This is a genomic window from Helicobacter ibis (assembly GCF_027859255.1).
Classification (GTDB): domain Bacteria; phylum Campylobacterota; class Campylobacteria; order Campylobacterales; family Helicobacteraceae; genus Helicobacter_D; species Helicobacter_D ibis.
In genome coordinates this window covers 81,101-97,462 of record NZ_JAQHXR010000002.1, presented here as the reverse complement: position 1 = coordinate 97,462, position 16,362 = coordinate 81,101, and the positions used below count along the sequence as shown (strand labels likewise).

The 16,362-nt window shown below is 33.3% G+C and carries 15 protein-coding genes; 7 read left to right on the top strand and 8 right to left on the bottom strand.

The features are described 5' to 3' along the window. Window positions 1-8 precede the first annotated feature (8 nt). A complete protein-coding gene (locus PF021_RS03810; protein ID WP_271021096.1) occupies window positions 9-2,597 on the bottom strand; it encodes a YhdP family protein in 2,589 nt (862 codons plus the stop codon). On the opposite strand from PF021_RS03810, the gene mltG reads away from it, so the two are divergent. From mltG to PF021_RS03775, 7 genes are all read left to right on the top strand, one after another. Further along, complete coding sequence (gene mltG, locus PF021_RS03805; protein ID WP_271021095.1) at window positions 2,530-3,480, top strand: endolytic transglycosylase MltG; 951 nt, start codon at window positions 2,530-2,532, stop codon at window positions 3,478-3,480. The two genes, PF021_RS03810 and mltG, sit on opposite strands and share 68 nt — an antisense overlap. Before the next feature lie 129 nt (window positions 3,481-3,609). Then, the gene (locus tag PF021_RS03800; RefSeq protein ID WP_271021094.1) at window positions 3,610-4,554 is read left to right on the top strand and encodes a malate dehydrogenase; all 945 of its coding nucleotides are present in this window, start codon (window positions 3,610-3,612) and stop codon (window positions 4,552-4,554) included. 74 nt (window positions 4,555-4,628) lie between these two features. Next, entirely contained in the window at window positions 4,629-4,940 is a 312-nt protein-coding gene (locus tag PF021_RS03795; RefSeq protein ID WP_271021093.1) for a 4Fe-4S dicluster domain-containing protein, read from the top strand. Window positions 4,941-4,950: 10 nt separating this feature from the next. Then, on the top strand, window positions 4,951-6,072 hold the full coding sequence (locus PF021_RS03790) for a 2-oxoglutarate synthase subunit alpha (RefSeq protein WP_271021092.1): 1,122 nt from the start codon (window positions 4,951-4,953) through the stop codon (window positions 6,070-6,072). Between the two features lies 1 nt (window position 6,073). After that, complete coding sequence (locus tag PF021_RS03785) at window positions 6,074-6,907, top strand: 2-oxoglutarate ferredoxin oxidoreductase subunit beta (protein ID WP_271021091.1); 834 nt, start codon at window positions 6,074-6,076, stop codon at window positions 6,905-6,907. Beyond that, complete coding sequence (locus tag PF021_RS03780) at window positions 6,904-7,455, top strand: 2-oxoacid:acceptor oxidoreductase family protein (RefSeq protein ID WP_271021090.1); 552 nt, start codon at window positions 6,904-6,906, stop codon at window positions 7,453-7,455. The genes PF021_RS03785 and PF021_RS03780 overlap by 4 nt, the downstream gene beginning before the upstream one ends. Window positions 7,456-7,519: 64 nt before the next feature. After that, the gene (locus tag PF021_RS03775) at window positions 7,520-8,896 is read left to right on the top strand and encodes a sodium-dependent transporter (protein ID WP_271021089.1); all 1,377 of its coding nucleotides are present in this window, start codon (window positions 7,520-7,522) and stop codon (window positions 8,894-8,896) included. Here PF021_RS03775 and PF021_RS03770 read toward each other — a convergent pair. The 7 genes from PF021_RS03770 to PF021_RS03740 all read right to left on the bottom strand — a co-directional run bounded on the left by PF021_RS03770 (window position 8,871) and on the right by PF021_RS03740 (window position 16,357). Then, window positions 8,871-10,202, bottom strand: a complete 1,332-nt coding sequence (locus tag PF021_RS03770; protein ID WP_271021088.1) for an MATE family efflux transporter — start codon at window positions 10,200-10,202, stop codon at window positions 8,871-8,873. The genes PF021_RS03775 and PF021_RS03770 overlap by 26 nt on opposite strands. Before the next feature lie 89 nt (window positions 10,203-10,291). Further along, a complete protein-coding gene (fdhD, locus tag PF021_RS03765) occupies window positions 10,292-11,068 on the bottom strand; it encodes a formate dehydrogenase accessory sulfurtransferase FdhD (RefSeq protein ID WP_271021087.1) in 777 nt (258 codons plus the stop codon). Beyond that, window positions 11,058-11,999, bottom strand: a complete 942-nt coding sequence (locus tag PF021_RS03760) for a formate dehydrogenase subunit gamma (protein ID WP_271021086.1) — start codon at window positions 11,997-11,999, stop codon at window positions 11,058-11,060. The genes fdhD and PF021_RS03760 overlap by 11 nt, the downstream gene beginning before the upstream one ends. Before the next feature lie 10 nt (window positions 12,000-12,009). Beyond that, window positions 12,010-12,636: a formate dehydrogenase FDH3 subunit beta gene (gene fdh3B, locus PF021_RS03755; RefSeq protein ID WP_271021085.1), complete on the bottom strand. Its 627-nt coding sequence runs from the start codon at window positions 12,634-12,636 to the stop codon at window positions 12,010-12,012. 10 nt (window positions 12,637-12,646) lie between these two features. Further along, a complete protein-coding gene (locus tag PF021_RS03750) occupies window positions 12,647-15,472 on the bottom strand; it encodes a molybdopterin-dependent oxidoreductase (RefSeq protein ID WP_271021084.1) in 2,826 nt (941 codons plus the stop codon). Between the two features lie 21 nt (window positions 15,473-15,493). Then, window positions 15,494-15,688 (bottom strand): twin-arginine translocation signal domain-containing protein, encoded by a 195-nt coding sequence (locus PF021_RS03745; protein ID WP_271021083.1) that lies wholly within the window; start codon window positions 15,686-15,688, stop codon window positions 15,494-15,496. Between the two features lie 66 nt (window positions 15,689-15,754). After that, on the bottom strand, window positions 15,755-16,357 hold the full coding sequence (locus tag PF021_RS03740) for a molecular chaperone TorD family protein (RefSeq protein ID WP_271021082.1): 603 nt from the start codon (window positions 16,355-16,357) through the stop codon (window positions 15,755-15,757). Window positions 16,358-16,362 lie beyond the last annotated feature (5 nt).

The window sequence follows — 16,362 nt, the reverse complement described above, 5'->3', positions numbered from 1 at the left end:
TTTATGCCTTATTTTTTAAATATATCAAATGGGCTTGTTATAGTTCTTTTTAGAATATTAAATGGAGCTATTAGTGCATCTTGTGTGGCTTGGGTATGGATTTTTGGATCTCCTATTGTGCCTCCGATTCTGAAGCTTGTTGATATATTTCCATCTTCTCCTAATAATATATAATTTACCCCCGGAATCTTGTTTATTATCCCACTTAAATTTTTAGCAGTGATTAGTTGAGCATGAAAATCTATGCTTTTATCATTTAGTGCAACTATTCCTTTACCTTTTATATCCATAGATGAACCATTGAAGTTTAGAGATTCAATTGCTACATATTCTTTGTCTATACCGAATTTTACCTTGCCACTCTCTACATAGTATCCTTTATCATTAAAGCCTGGCATTTTAAGAGATAGCAAAGAAGGCACAGAATCTATAAAGGTAAAAATATTATGCAAGGTTGCAAGATTGTTTATAGAGGTGCTTGCAAGGCTAAATTCACCGATGATAACACCATTATCATCTGTATTTGCCTCAAGGTAGAATCTACCATTATGAAATATCTTTTTGTTTCCTAAAGTATTTAAGAAGTCATCACCAAATTCAGAAGCCTTTATCATTAGGTATTCATCTTTTTTCTTTAGGTTTAGCACACCATTTTTGTGTTGCAAGTTTGCTACTATTAGCCCATTATTTATTGATATATTAAAGTTATCGCTAAGTAGATAAAAATCATCATTTACGATTATATCTGCGTTTGTGCCTTTTATAATTATATTTGTTTGATTGTTACTATCATTTGCTAGTGTGCTTTTGTTTGCATTTAAAATTGCATTGTGCAGATTTATTTCTTGGCTTTCTTTTGTGCCTACTATTCTTAGCTTGCTATCGCTTGATCTTATCGTGTATTTTGTTGGTGTATATGATAGAGATAGTTGTGTTGTTTGGATTGGTGCTTTATTTTGTTTGTCTAGTAGGATTTCTTGTTGTGTTTGCAAATCAAAGACTGCGTGATATTCTATAAAATCTTTTGTTATTATTTGTGCATTACCGCTTGTTACTTTATAATCATTTAGAATTTTTGAAAAATGTTTTAGGTTTTCTAGTGAATTTAGTGTTATTTTAGATTCCAAATCTCCAAAGATACCTGTAATTTGTAATTTTGGTAGGTTTAAAATTAAGCTGTCGTTAAAGTCTATATTAAATGGTATGTTGCTATTTTGTATTAATAATATATCTTTGTTTTCTTGTGAGAGTGTGGATTCTATTACTTCAAGTTCACCACTTATTATTTTATTGTCTAGTTCTATTGTGAAATTAGCATTAGCATTTAGCATATCTTTGTATTTTGCTTCTTTTATGTGTGCTGTTACTATATTATTGTCTAGTTGTATTTCGGCGGTTTTTGTTTGTATTGGTATATTGTTTATTAGAATTTCATTGTCTGTTGTTTTAAAGATTCCATTAGTAAGCACTTTGTGATTTTTTAAGTTTATATATAGGTGTAAATTTGATTTTATGTTTGAGTGTTTTGCAATTATTGGCAAGTTTATCTCATATGCTTGTAGTAGAGAGATTATTTCAGAATCTAGCTTTGTGTTTGCATTTATGTTTATTTTTAGCAATGTTGGTCTATCTAGGTGTGAAAGGTCTTCAAGTATCACGCTTGAATCTTCAAGTGCATGGTTTTTGTATGTTGCATTTTTGGGGTAGAACTCTAAGTTGTGATTTTGGAAGATTAGTTTTACTGATTGTGCATTTATTGTTTGTAGAGATTCGTGGAACTTTACTTCTGCATTTCTTGCTTCACCTATTATGTATAGGCTATCTATGGATTCTTGAATTATATTTTTGCTCTTTAGTGGTATATTTATATAGAAGTCTTGTATTATGGCGTCTTTTACTTGGTAATTATCATAAATCCATGAATCTACGAGTTTGTCTTTTGCAGTTGGAAGTATGTTGCGTAAAAACTTTATGTCTTTAAATTCGCTACTATTTCCTTTTAGTGTGATGTTTTCTAAGTCACTATTTATATCTAGGTTTATTGTTATGAATTCTTTATTGTTATCTTTATCCCAAAACTTTAGAGTTCCATTGGTATTTAGGATTTTGCTATTTATGTCATATTCTCCATTTGCTTGATAGTATATTGCATATGGCTTTATAAAGAAATCTTCAACAAAGATTTTTATTTTTGAGTTTTGTTCTTGCAGTTTTGCTTTTGTGTATAGCAAATTTGAATCTAAAGAAAAGTTCTCTCCATCATATGCGAGTTTAGCCTTGTAATTCTCAAACGAAATTGTATTTATTTCTATTTGCTGGAAATATTGTAATGTTAGATGTATGTTTTTTATATGATGTAAGTTTGATTTTAAGTCAAAATCAGAATCTTTTTTGCTTTGCGTAAAATCTATGTCATTTATTTTTAAAATTAATTTTTTATCTAAGCTTAGATAAAATCCGCTAATTTTGATTCCATTGATGTTGAATCTATCAATTGCAATACCATTATAAAGGACAATATAAAACGATATGAGTATAGATGATAAGAGAGTAAAAAATATAAATATTTTTAGTAATCTTACAGATGTTTTTTTCATTTTGTTAATTGCTTTATGTTTTTATCTACAAACGCCTATGAGCTCTAGTAAGGTTGTCTATATACCTCAAGGCGGTATTAATGAGATTATAACATACCTTAAGAAAAATAATTTCGATCTTACCTATATAGATAAATATTTATTGCGAATTTTTGGTTATCCTCAAAGTGGTTGGCTTGATATTAAAAAAACAAGGCTTAGTAAGGGAGATTTTTTATATTCATTAACGAGTGCTAAAGCTGCCTTAGAAGATATAAAGCTAATTCCGGGAGAGACTTTGTATTTTTTTATAAAAGATATAGCAAAGCAAATGAATCTAAATGAAGAGAAATTATATATCGCATATTATAAATATGCTCCATATATCGATGGTGTAATACTTGCAGATACATATAAAATACCAAAAGGCATAAGCGAAAATCATCTTATGTATTATTTGGTAAATAATTCGCTAAAAGAACATAGAAAATGGGCTATCAAATTTCTAGGAGAGTATGATGAAAAGCAGTGGTTTAGGTATGTAACTATAGCCTCTATTATCCAAAAAGAATCTGCAAACGAAGAGGAGATGCCACTTGTCTCTGCTGTGATACATAATAGATTGAAATTAAAAATGAAATTACAGATGGACGGGACTTTGAATTATGGCAAATACTCTCACACTAAGGTAACTCCTAAAATGATACAAAATGACACAAGCCCATATAACACATATAAAAAAGAAGGAATCCCAGAAGCACCTGTTGGCAGTGTTAGCTTCAAAGCTATCTTATCAGCCATTTTTCCGGCAAATGTGGATTATTTGTATTTTGTAAGAAACAAACAAGGTGTTCATTCTTTCTCAAAAACTTATAAAGAACACATTAATAATTTCGATAAATAGATATGAATTTAATTTTTTATGTGAATCTAAGACTTATTTAAGAAAAAATAATCGAAAATATCTCATAAGAAGTTAAAAATATCTTTAATTTTTTGAGATATTTTTGACTTGCTATGTCAAGGAAAACATATGGAAAGAGTTAAAAAGGTTGGTATTATTGGTGCTGGGCATGTTGGTTCTACTCTTGCATTTATCTTATCATCAAGCACACCTTATGAAATAGTTTTGCAAGATAAGGATAAAGATAGAGCTAGAGGTATGTTGCTTGATATGTTTCAGGCTTCTTGTATTGGGACAAAATTTACAAAGCTTGGAGTTATCACAAATCCAAAAGATCTTAAAGGTTGTGATTTAATTGTTATTGCTGCTGGTTCTCCTAGATTGCCGGGCATGAGCAGAAATGATTTATTATTTGCAAATGCTAAGGTAATAAGCGAAATATGCAAAGATATTAAAGAAAATTCCCCTGAATCTATTTTGCTTTTAGTAACAAATCCGCTTGATGCAATGGTATATACTGCATTAAAAGAGACCGGATTTAAAAACAATCAAATACTTGGAATGGCTGGTGTGCTAGATAGTGCAAGAATGGCTAGTTTTATATATGAGAAGTTACAATGTGCCCAAGGGCAAATTGTAGCACCAGTTATGGGTGGTCATGGAGATGATATGGTGCCACTAGCTAGATTTAGTAGCGTTAATGGTGTTCCGCTAAGCGAGTTACTAAGTGAGCAAGAAATAGAAGAAGTAGTGCTTCGAACTAGAAATGCAGGAGCTGAGATAGTATCATGCCTAAAGAAAGGCTCTGCATATTTTGCACCTGCTAGAGCTACTGCAGAGATGGTAATTGCAATTATGAGTGATAGTCATAAGATTCTGCCAAGTGCGGTGTATTTAAATGGCGAGTATGGATATAGAGATGTTGTTGCAGGTGTGCCAGTTGAGCTAGGTAGGAATGGGGTTGAGAGAATTGTTGAATTAACTCTAAATGAAAAAGAAAGTAGTCAATTTGCAAATTCAGTAAATTCTGTAAAAACTCTAATTGATGAATTAAATAGCAATTATTTTAAATAGTCTTCCAAAAGGAGTGCATTGGTTAAAACTAAATATTTTATCGTTTTTAAAATAAATTCTAAAAGGAGAAAGAAATGGGATTGTTAAAAGCACCAGAAAATACACCAGTTTGGATAAATGAGGATCGCTGTAAAGCATGTGATTTATGTGTTTCTGTATGTCCTAGTGGCACTTTAGCTATGAAGTTTGATGAACATAAGGTCTTAGGAAAAATGGCTAAAGTCATTAATCCTGAAAGTTGCATTGGTTGTCAAGATTGTGAGTTGCATTGTCCTGATTTTGCCATTGCTGTTGCAGATAGAAAAGAATATAAGTTTGCAAAGCTAACAGACGAATCTAAGCAAAGAGCACAAGCCATTAAAGAGAATGGCTATATGGCTTTATAAGGGAGGTTTTATGAGTAGAGAGTTTATATCAAATGGAAATGAATTGGTTGCACATGCTGCAATTGATGCTGGCTGTAGGTTTTTTGGTGGTTATCCAATTACTCCTTCAAGTGAAGTGGCACATGAAATGAGTGTGCTATTGCCTAGGGAGAATGGTAGCTTTATCCAAATGGAAGATGAAATAGGTGGAATCTCTGTTGCATTAGGTGCTTCAATGAGTGGTGTAAAATCTATGACTGCTACTTCAGGTCCCGGAATATCACTAAAAGCAGAACAAATAGGACTTAGCTTTATGGCAGAGATTCCTCTTGTTATTGTTAATGTTATGAGGGGAGGACCTTCAACTGGGCTTCCAACAAGGGTAGCACAAGGAGATATAGCACAAGTTGCACACCCAACTCATGGTGATTATCAATCAATAGCATTGTGTCCGGGTAGCTTAGAAGAGGCATATACAGAGACAATTAGAGCGTTTAATTTAGCAGAAAAGTTTATGACGCCTGTATTTTTGCTACTTGATGAGACTTTAGGTCATATGCATGGAAAGGCTATAGTTCCAGATGTAAATGAGCTACAAATTATAAATAGAAGAGTTTATAGTGGAGATGCAAGTTCTTATAAACCTTATGATGTGCCAGATGATGAACCAGCTATTTTAAATCCATTCTTTAAAGGTTATAGATACCATATAACAGGGCTTCATCATGGACCTACTGGATTCCCTACAGAAGATGCTGTTCTTTCTCAAAAGCTAATAGATAGATTATTTAACAAGATTCTTAGCAAGAAAAATGAAATAATCTCTTATGAGGAATATAAATTAGATGATGCAGAGATATTGCTAATTGCTTATGGTTCTACTTCAAGGAGTGCCAAAGAGGCAGTTGATAGATTGAGAGATGAGGGTGTTAAGGTTGGTTTGTTTAGACCTATTACAATATGGCCAGCACCAAAAGAGGAGTTAGCAAAATTAGGTGCTAGATTTAGCAAGATTCTTGTAGTGGAGTTAAATAAAGGACAATTCGCAAAAGAAGTTGAACACTCAATGAAAAAAGAAGTTTCGCTTTTAGCTAAGGCTAATGGTCGTCCGCTCTCACCAATTGAAGTTATAAATAAGATTAAGGAGTTGTAATATGGCATTTAATTATGATGAATATTTAAGAGTAGATAAAATGCCGACACTTTGGTGTTGGGGTTGTGGTGATGGCGTAATCTTAAAAGCTATAGTTAGAGCCATAGATAAACTTGGTTGGGATATGAATGATGTGTGTTTAGTTAGTGGTATTGGCTGTAGTGGTCGCGTGTCATCTTATGTAAATTGCAATACTGTGCATACTACACATGGTAGAACTCTTGCTTATGCAACTGGAATCAAACTTGCAAATCCAACAAAGAAAGTTATTGTAGTAGGTGGTGATGGAGATGGGTTGGCAATTGGTGGGAATCATACGATTCATGCTTGTAGGAGAAATATAGATATTAATTATATTTTAATTAACAACTTTATCTATGGGCTTACAAACTCTCAAACTTCACCTACAACTCCTAAAGGAATGTGGACTGTAACGGCTCAATATGGAAATATAGACCCAACATTTGATGCAGCTAAATTAGCTGAAGCTGCTGGAGCTAGTTTTGTCGCTAGAGAATCTGTGTTAGATCCTAAAAAAATGGAGAAAGTATTAGTGGAAGGCTTATCGCATGAAGGCTTTAGTTTCTTTGATATGTTTAGTAATTGTCATATAAACTTAGGTAGAAAAAACAAAATGGGTGAAGCAGTAGATACATTATCATGGATTGAGAACATGATTGTTTCTAAGAAGAAATATGACGAGCTAAGCCTTGATGAGAGAGTTGGTAAATATCCTACTGGAATTTTGGTGCATGATACTAATAAAATAGAGTATTGTAAGGCATATAGTGAAGTTCAGAAAAAAGCTCAAGCTAAAAAAGGGGGTGCAAAATGAGAAGACAACTTCGTTTTACAGGCGTTGGAGGTCAGGGTGTTTTGCTAGCAGGGGAGATTTTAGCAGAAGCACAGATAAGAAGTGGTGGCTTTGGGGTTAAAGCTGCTACTTATACTTCTCAAGTTCGTGGAGGACCTACTAAGGTTGATATACTGCTTGATAAGAATGAAATCTTATATCCTTATGCAAATGAAGGTGAAGTAGAGTTTATGCTATCAACTGCACAAATTAGCTACGATCAGTTCAAAAGTGGCTTAAAAGAGGGGGCTACAATTGTAGTAGAGCCAAATTTGGTAACTCCTAGTGAAGAAGATAAAAAAAGATTCAAGATATATCCAATACCTATTATTTCAATAGCAAAAGAAGAAGTAGGGAATGTGGTTACACAATCAGTTGTGGCATTGGCTGTTACCGTTACTTTAACAGAGTGTATAAATAGAGATTTGGTATATGAGACAATGATTAGCAAAGTTCCTGCTAAAGTTGTTGAGTTAAACAAAAAGGCATTTGAATTGGGTGAAAAATATGCAAAAGAAGCAAAAGCATAAAATTGTGCTTTTGCGATACTTAATGTCAGTGTATTTTTAGAAAATTATAGATACAATCACTTTTATGCAAAGACAAACGTGGACAAATAGATTTACTTATATTTTAACTGTTGCTGGTGCTACTATAGGCTTTGGAGCCACTTGGCGTTTTCCATATTTAGTTGGCGAAAATGGTGGTGGTGCTTATGTGCTTACATTTATTTTAGCTATGATTTTGGTTGGGATTCCTATAATCTTGGTTGAAAATGTCATAGGAAGAATGTCTCACAAGAACTCTGTAGATGCTTTTAGTGTAAATAAGAAGGATATTAGCAAATATTGGAAAATTTTTGGATACATGGGACTTATAGGCTCATTTGGTATTTTGGCTTATTATATGGTTCTTGGTGGTTGGGTTATATCATATATTGTAAATATCTTCACTTCATTTTTTAATTCAAATATCGGACTTGACTTATCAAAGGCTATTACAAGTGAAGCTACTTCTAAATTTTATACAGATAATATAGAAAATTCACCGCTTCTAATAGGCATATATACATTTTTGTTTGTTGTGATAAATTGGTTTATTTTACGAAAGGGAATTATTGAGGGGATAGAGAGGTCAGTTAAGTGGCTTATGCCATTATTATTTGTATGTCTTTTATTAATGATTGCTAGGAATTTTACACTTGATGGAGCTTTAGAAGGGATTAAGTTTTATTTGATTCCAGATTTCTCTGCCATTACGCCACAATTATTTTTATATGTTTTAGGACAAGTATTTTTTGCTTTATCTTTAGGGTTTGGTGTGATTATTACACTATCTTCGCATTTGAGCAAAGAGGAAAATTTAGTAAAAACTGCCACAATAACAGGCGTTGTAAATACTTTAATAGCTTTTTTGGCTGGTTTTATGATTTTTCCTTCACTCTTTAGTGTTGGCTTATCGCCTGATTCTGGTCCTTCATTGGTGTTTAAGAGTTTGCCTATTGCATTTTCTCATATGCATTTTGGAGGATTCTTTGCGGTATTGTTTTTTGTGCTATTGTTGTTAGCTGCACTTACGACTTCTATTACTATCTATCAGGTAATAATTAGTGTATTAGAAGAAAAGTTTAAAATGCGACATAAAAATGCTGTGAATCTAACACTTATTGCGGTTTTTATTGCTGGTAATATCCCATGTGTCTTAACTTATGGACCTTGGAGTGATATTATTATTTTTGGCAGAAATATATTTGATACATTTGATTTTGTAAGTGGAAATATATTTTTTGTATTGACTGCACTTGGTTCTGTGATTTTTGTAGGTTGGGTTATAGGTGAAGATTCTATTGATGAGCTCAATAATTATAATGGTAGAAGCAAGTTTAGCCTATTGTGGTTTGGGTATATAAAATATTTTGTCCCATTTATAATTATTGTCATTTTTGTTAGTGGCTTTGTTCTGAAAGTTTGAAGCTATTTTTTAAGATTCTTATCGATATAAGCATTACTAAAATTTCAGCAACAAAAGAAGTTATTAAAACACCATTTATGCCTAGCAATTGACTTAATATTAACAACACAATAAAAGGAGATATTAAGTTGTTTAACAATGAGATGGCGAGTGATTTTTTGACTTCATTACATGCGGTTAGATATGAACCAATAAAAAGATTAAACCATGCAACTAAAAAATTGAATGAAAAAATCAATAAAGCACTAACTCCAAGCGGTATTAGAAATTCTTCGCCTTTTTTTATAAATACAGAGAAAATTTCTTCTCCAAATATTGTTACTATGATAAACGCTATAAGAGATACTAAAAATGCAAGAATCATAGTGTATTTTGCAATCCACTTTAATCTTGCTTTATTCTTTGTAGCGTAATTATAACTGAAGCTTGGTTGCATTGAATCGTAAATGCTGATTATAGCTGACATTATAAATGTATCGATATAAGAAATAATGGAAAATATTGCAACATATTCTATGGTTGATATTTTTAGGATTATATAATTTACCAAAATGGCTAAGGCTTGACTTGAGATATTGCTTAGAAATTCTGATGAACCATTTAAAATAATATTTTGAAAAGAAGCAAGGCTTATATAGAATTTTGTAAATTTTAAAGTTAGCTTATTGGTTAGAAATGGATATAAGCCTATTATCGCTCCAAGTGTAAAACCAATGCAAGTTGCAAGTGCAGCACCTGCTAAACCTAAAGATAATTCCACAATAAACAAATAATCTAGCACTATATTTGTTATAGAAATTATTATATTGTTAGCCATACTATATATATTTTTGCCACAGATTCTAAGATAGCTATCAATGGCAAAAGGTATGGCAACAAAAGGATAAAAATAACAAAAAATATTTAGGTATTCTAAGCTCATGCTTTTTATATTTTCATTCGTGTTAAAAATATCCAAAGCTAATGGCACTAGAAAATACCCTATAAAAGCCATTATAGATGAGATTACAATAATAATACAAATGCTTGCACTAAATATATTGTTTGCTTTTAAGTGTTTTGCTTTGCCAAGTAACATGGATATCTGCACTGAAGAACCAATAGCTATCATGTCTGATAAGCCAAATGATATGATGATAAATGGCATTACAAGTGCCATTGAAGCTAGTGCATCTTTACCCAAGAAAAATCCAACAAAAATAGAATCTACAATAAAATAAATGGAAAAAAATATAGCACTAACCATATTTGGCATAGCATATTTTGATAGAAGTTTAATTGGATGTAAACTCTTAAAATCACTCATAGAGTTGAATCTCCGATATATTTAAATAATTTTTAGATGTTTAATGAGAGTGCATGTATCTAGTTAGTCCATTTGTGTATTGTATCATATTATGTTGTGATTCGTCCGCTGTGAGTATATACATTAGCATTATTGCCTCTAGCAAACCCTATTAGAGTTACTCCTGTTTCTTGGGCTGCTTTTACTCCCATGTAAGTTGCCGCAGCTTTTGAAACCACTATTGGTATATTATGCATCACTGCTTTTATTACCATCTCTAGTGATAGCCTACCACTTACAAATAATATTGAATTTGTTTTATCTAATTTATTTAATGCAGCTTTTCCCATTACTTTATCTATTGCGTTGTGTCTTCCTATATCTTCGCTTATTAGTGTTTGGTATTCTAAAACAAGCATAGCCTTATGGACGCAACCTGTAAGGTTAAAAAGTTCGCTACTTTGTTCAAATTGTCTTAATAATTCAAAGATTCTATTTGTTGATACTTTATAATTTGTATTTACAAATTTTTCAATGACATTTTCCTCTAAGTTACCAGCTACGCCGACGCAACACCCAGAAGTTAGAGTTTTTTCCTTAAATAATCCATCTAGTTTAGATTTATCTATGTTTGCCTCTATATTTACAGATAGCCCATTTTCACTAACTTTTATAGATGATATTTGATCTACATTGTCAATTACACCTTCACTCAATAAGAATCCTACTATATGAGATTCTTGGTCTTTTGGTAGAGACATTACTGATAGTAGTTTTTGATTATTTAAAAAAAAGGCAATTCTTTCTTCTTGTATGACGCTATCTTCTCTAGTGGCTGTATAGCCACTAGGAGATATGGTTTGTATATTTAGGACTTTATGCAGCATTTATTTCTTTGTAGTAGTAGCTATGTAGTATAGCTATTTCTTCTTCGCCCATATGTCCGTCTATTATTGAGTTTAATGCACCTTCAATCGCAAATACTGCCATATATATGTGTGTAATTAATAGTGCAATCACTAAAAATCCAAGCACATTATGCAATAACGCCATCATTCTTAATGTCTCAATATCTGCAAATTGAAAATACATATAAGCACCAGATATAGCCATAATAAAGCCACCAACTGTGCAAACCCAAAACCACATTTTTTGACCAGCATTAAATTTGCCAGCTGGAACTGGTTTTTTCTCCTTACTTAAGTATCCGCCCATTATCATTAGCCATTGTATGTCGTATGCTCTAAATAGTGCGTGTTTAATCCACATTAAAAACATCAATACACCAAATATTACAAACAATATAGTAGCAATACCATGAACATCTCTAGCAAATCTTACAAAAGAGCCACCACCAAGTTTATCCCCAAAAATCATAACAAGACCAGTTAAGCATAGCACTACAAAAGGCACAGCAGCACACCAGTGAACTATTATGTTGTAGTTAGAAAATACTCTTATTTTCTTGCCATGCTCAAACTTTTTTTGACCAACAACCATAAAATGTGTTAGAAATGCAAGAGGCACTAAAATTACTATAATGGCAAATATAGTTGAGAAATAATTACCTTGTAAAATAGTAAATATATTTCCCCAACCAACCGCATTAGGAGAATGAATCCCCCAATTTTTGATTGCTTCTACTTCTGGACCACCATATAAATTTTTATTCATAGGATTTACCATTAAAGTATCATTGCCCTTTATTACTTCAGCATATTGCTTACCTCCCTCTTGTGGAACACTAGGGTTTGCTGCAAATGCTAAGTTGCTAAAAGCTATAAATAACATTAATAAGAAAGTTTTAATTGTTTTCATAAAACCCTCCTTAGTTACCATAGGCAGTTTTCCACACATTTGGCACAGCATTTGGAATATTTTCTCCCCTCATTGTTGCACGATGAGTGATTATATTGGCTACTTCTTCGCTACTTCCAGCTAGTAGAGCTTTAGTTGAACACATACTAGCACACATAGGCACTTTACCTTCTGCTATTCTGTTTTGTCCATATAGTTCATATTCTTCTTTACTATTTGTCTCTTCAGGACCACCAGCACAGAATGTACATTTATCCATTGAACCACGACTTTCAAATACTCCATTTTTAGGGAATTGTGGTGCACCAAACGGACAAGCATAAAGGCAGTAAGCACAACCTATGCAAGTCTTTTTGTCGTGTAATACAATCCCATCTGCTCTAATATAGAAGCAATCTACAGGACACACTTGAGCACAAGGTGCATCAGAGCAGTGCATACAAGCAATTGAAACAGCACTTTCTTTGCCTACTTGACCTTCATTTAGCACAACAACTCTTCTTCTATTTACTCCAACAGGCAAGTGATGAGCCTCTTTACAAGCTACATCACACCCATGACATTCTATACATCTGTTTGTATCACAATAAAATTTGATTCTTGAGAAATTATCTAAAATATTTGTTGTATTACTCATAGTTTATCCTTTATTGTGCTTTTTCGATTCTGCATAGACCGCATTTTGTCTCTGGACAAGCAGAGTTGTAATCAAAGCCATAACTTGAAATCATATTAGCAGATTCACCAATTACATAAGGCTTTGTGCCTTCAGGATACTTATCAAGTCTAGATTCTCCTTGATCTAAACCAGAGAAGTTTTGAGGTAGCCAAACGCTATTGTAATCCACTCTTGTTGATATTTTTGCAGGAACTAGAATCTTAGCACCATTTGTTCCGTGCAACCATACTTGATCGCCATTTTTAATATTTAGCTCTGAAGCTTTATCAGGGTGGATTTCTACAAACATTTCACCTTCAACTTCAGCTAGATATTTTGCACTTCTAGTCTCAGCACCAGTTCCCATATGAGCAACAAGTCTTCCACTTAGCATATTTACAGGGAATTCTTTTACCCAATCTCTTTCTTTTTGTCTAGATTCATATTGGATATTTGCTCTAAAGTGATCTTTTTTATCTGGGAAGCTAGGATATTTGCTTACCAAATCACCTCTTACTGAATGCAGTGGCTCTCTATGTAGTGGTATTTGGTCATACCAATTCCATACCTTTGCTCTAGCCTTACCATTACCATAAGGACATAGACCAGCTTCTAGTGCTTTTTCTACTAGTATGTTATTACCGATTCCTAACGCAAAAGTGCTTCCAGCTACCGCTTTCTTTTCTTCTTCTGTTAGTTTTATGCCTAGAGATTCAGCATTAGCTGCAGTTACAGGTGCATGTCCTCCAATATGTTTAGAGTTAGGCAATGATCTATTTGTTAGCATACTCTTACCATCAGGGCTTGTTGTTCCCCAATTCACACGGAATCCCATACCTCCACGCATAACAGGGATACTATCATTATACATTACAGGAGTTCCGGGGTGCTTATCACTCCAGCAAGGCCATGGTAATCCATAATAATCTCCCTTAAATGGTCCAGTTCCTTCTAGTGTTACTTTATCGAACATATGCCAATTTTCTTGGTGAGCTTTTAGTCTTTCTGGACTCATACCTTGAAGACCTATGCTTCTTATGCTTTGTGTTAATTCTGTTGTTGCATCATCAGGCCAAATAAATTCTGTTCTACCTTTTGACTTTGCAATATCATATAATCTCCACTGCATTTCCTTTAAGAATCCTAATCTATCAGCTAATCCAAATAAGAATTCTTCATCTGGACGACACTCAAATAGAGGTTCCATAACCTTACTTCTCCACTGATAGCTTCTATTAGTTGCAGCAACTGAACCGGCAGTTTCCATTTGTGAGGCAGCAGGTAACATAAATAGATTATCGCTTCTATCGCTATATATTGCCAGGTCATTTACATAAGGATCTACAAATACTACTAAATCTAGCATATCCATAGCTTTCTTTTGTAAATTTAAAAGTGATACAGTAGTCATACCAGAGCCAATAACAACCAATGCCCTAAGCTTAGTCCCGCCATTGTTTGCTGCATTTTCATCATCTAAAACACCAAACTTCCATGTAGAGTGTGCAAAGCCTGTTTTTTCCATCATTTTTTTATCTTTAAATCTGTTTAGCATCCAGTCATACTCTACACCCCAGTGCTTACAGAAATGTCTCCATGCAGGCTCTCCAAGACCATAATAACCAGGTAGAGAATCTGATAGATTGTTCATATCAGAAGCACCTTGAACATTATCATGTCCTCTTAGAATATTCACACCACCACCATTTTTACCAATATTACCCAAGAACATTTGTAAAATAGGCATTATTCTTGTGTTGCTAGTTCCTACTGTGTGTTGTGTTAAACCTTGATTCCAAATAAGGCTTGCAGGTTTTGCACTAGCCATTTCTTCAGCTATATGACGGATTGCATCAGCTGGGATTCCACAGATATCAGCTGCTACTTCTGGTGGGAATTTTTTTGCTTCTGCAATAATTTCTTCATAACCATAAACACGCTCTTGTAGGAACTTTTCATCATATAGCTTGTTTTCGATTATGTGATTTAATAAACCATAAGCAAAAGCTATATCAGTTCCGCTTCTTATTCTATGGAACTCATCACATTTAGCTGCTGTTTTTGTAAATCTTGGATCAATACAAACAAGTTTAGCACCTTGTTCTTTTGCTCTTAAGATATGCACCATTGATACAGGGTGATTAACAGCTGGATTTGCACCAATAACTAAAATATATTTTGAAAACATCATATCGCCAAGGTGATTAGTCATTCCACCATACCCAAATGTATTCGCTACACCAGCGACTGTCGGGCTGTGTCAAACTCTAGCACAATGGTCTATGTTATTTGTTCCAAAAAATGCTGCAAATTTTCTTATATAGTAGCTTTGTTCATTAGAACATTTAGCACTACCTAAGAACATAACTGCATCAGGTCCACTTTCTTCTCTAATTTGCTTAAGTTTTTCAGCAATTTTATCCATTGCTTCATCGTATTTTACTCTAGCCCATTTTCCATCTTTTTTCTCTAATGGATATCTAAGTCTAGTTTCACTTCTTGCTCTATCAATCAAGTCTGCACCTTTACAGCAGTGCCCACCTTGAGAAACTGGGTGATCTTGTGCAACTTCTTGTCTAACCCAAACTCCATCTACAACTTCAGCAATTACACCGCAACCTACAGAGCAGTGAGTGCAAATTGTTTTGATTTTTTGTGAATTTGGATATCTTTCTTTTAACTCTTGAGCTGTGGCTGGACGCATAGTTTTTTGACTATCTGCACCAAGTGCTACACTAGCACTAGCCAAGCTTCCAAGAGCAGTCATCTTTAAAAACGCACGCCTAGTGTTGCGTCTTTTGATCGCTTCGCTCATTTTAGCCTCCTTAATTTAGAATTATTTTGCAACAGAATAATACATATCCCATTGTTGTGTTTTTTGATAAAGAATCTCTTCTTTAGGAGATTTCCCCCTTACAAGATTCTCACTTGTGCCTTTCTTGCTACAACCTGCTAATGCTATACTAACACCAGCTACTGCCACTGAAGTTTTAGTGGCGGTTTTTAGAAATTCACGCCTACTTTTCTCCATAGTGTCTCCTTGTTTTGAGATTTGGGATAATCCCACAAAAGCCTTCCATAAAAGACTTTTGTGAGATTACTTAATAATCTCACTTTCAAATTTTAAAAAAGATTCTAAAATAAGTGCTATATCTAAATATAAATCAGAATCTCTTCTTTCTTGCAACTCTTTACATAGACCAAAAAACGCATCTTTTGCTAGTAAAAAAACTTCTTTTGCTAATTCATCTTGGTTGTTCTTTAGTAGATATGATATAAACCCACAAATAAAGCCTAAATGCTCTTCTGTTTCTTTGAAAAGAGATGTATCTACTCTAACATCGCTTTGCTTTACTAAGGCTTTTATTTTTAAAAGACTATCACCACCTACGCAATTTTCATAATAATGAGATAAATGCATTCCAACTTGTTTTGCACCAAATGGTAATGCAAACATTTTTGAGTGCTCTTCTATGAATCTTTTTGTGTTATTTGTGGATACTTCATTTTGTAGGTGTTGTATATTTTCTAGTAGATTTTCATCGATTAGTGCTTGTGAGATAACTTGTAATTGTTGCTTTAAAACTTCTCCTCTATTATCTAGCATTTCAAAAACAAATAATCCATAAAAGAAGTCATAATATAAGATTCTTGCATTTGTCAGATTTTCTCTCTCAATTGGTGTTAAGTCTTGAATCATGTATT

Bases quoted from the DNA above. Each gene is read 5' to 3' on its own strand.
- PF021_RS03770 (WP_271021088.1), bottom strand. From the start codon at position 10,202: ATGAGTGATTTTAAGAGTTTACATCCAATTAAACTTCTATCAAAATAT.
- PF021_RS03775 (WP_271021089.1), top strand. From the start codon at position 7,520: ATGCAAAGACAAACGTGGACAAATAGATTTACTTATATTTTAACTGTT.
- PF021_RS03785 (WP_271021091.1), top strand. From the start codon at position 6,074: ATGGCATTTAATTATGATGAATATTTAAGAGTAGATAAAATGCCGACA.
- PF021_RS03780 (WP_271021090.1), top strand. From the start codon at position 6,904: ATGAGAAGACAACTTCGTTTTACAGGCGTTGGAGGTCAGGGTGTTTTG.
- PF021_RS03790 (WP_271021092.1), top strand. From the start codon at position 4,951: ATGAGTAGAGAGTTTATATCAAATGGAAATGAATTGGTTGCACATGCT.
- PF021_RS03800 (WP_271021094.1), top strand. From the start codon at position 3,610: ATGGAAAGAGTTAAAAAGGTTGGTATTATTGGTGCTGGGCATGTTGGT.
- PF021_RS03745 (WP_271021083.1), bottom strand. From the start codon at position 15,688: ATGGAGAAAAGTAGGCGTGAATTTCTAAAAACCGCCACTAAAACTTCA.
- fdh3B (WP_271021085.1), bottom strand. From the start codon at position 12,636: ATGAGTAATACAACAAATATTTTAGATAATTTCTCAAGAATCAAATTT.
- fdhD (WP_271021087.1), bottom strand. From the start codon at position 11,068: ATGCTGCATAAAGTCCTAAATATACAAACCATATCTCCTAGTGGCTAT.
- PF021_RS03740 (WP_271021082.1), bottom strand. From the start codon at position 16,357: ATGATTCAAGACTTAACACCAATTGAGAGAGAAAATCTGACAAATGCA.
- PF021_RS03795 (WP_271021093.1), top strand. From the start codon at position 4,629: ATGGGATTGTTAAAAGCACCAGAAAATACACCAGTTTGGATAAATGAG.
- PF021_RS03760 (WP_271021086.1), bottom strand. From the start codon at position 11,999: ATGAAAACAATTAAAACTTTCTTATTAATGTTATTTATAGCTTTTAGC.
- mltG (WP_271021095.1), top strand. From the start codon at position 2,530: ATGAGTATAGATGATAAGAGAGTAAAAAATATAAATATTTTTAGTAAT.
- PF021_RS03810 (WP_271021096.1), bottom strand. From the start codon at position 2,597: ATGAAAAAAACATCTGTAAGATTACTAAAAATATTTATATTTTTTACT.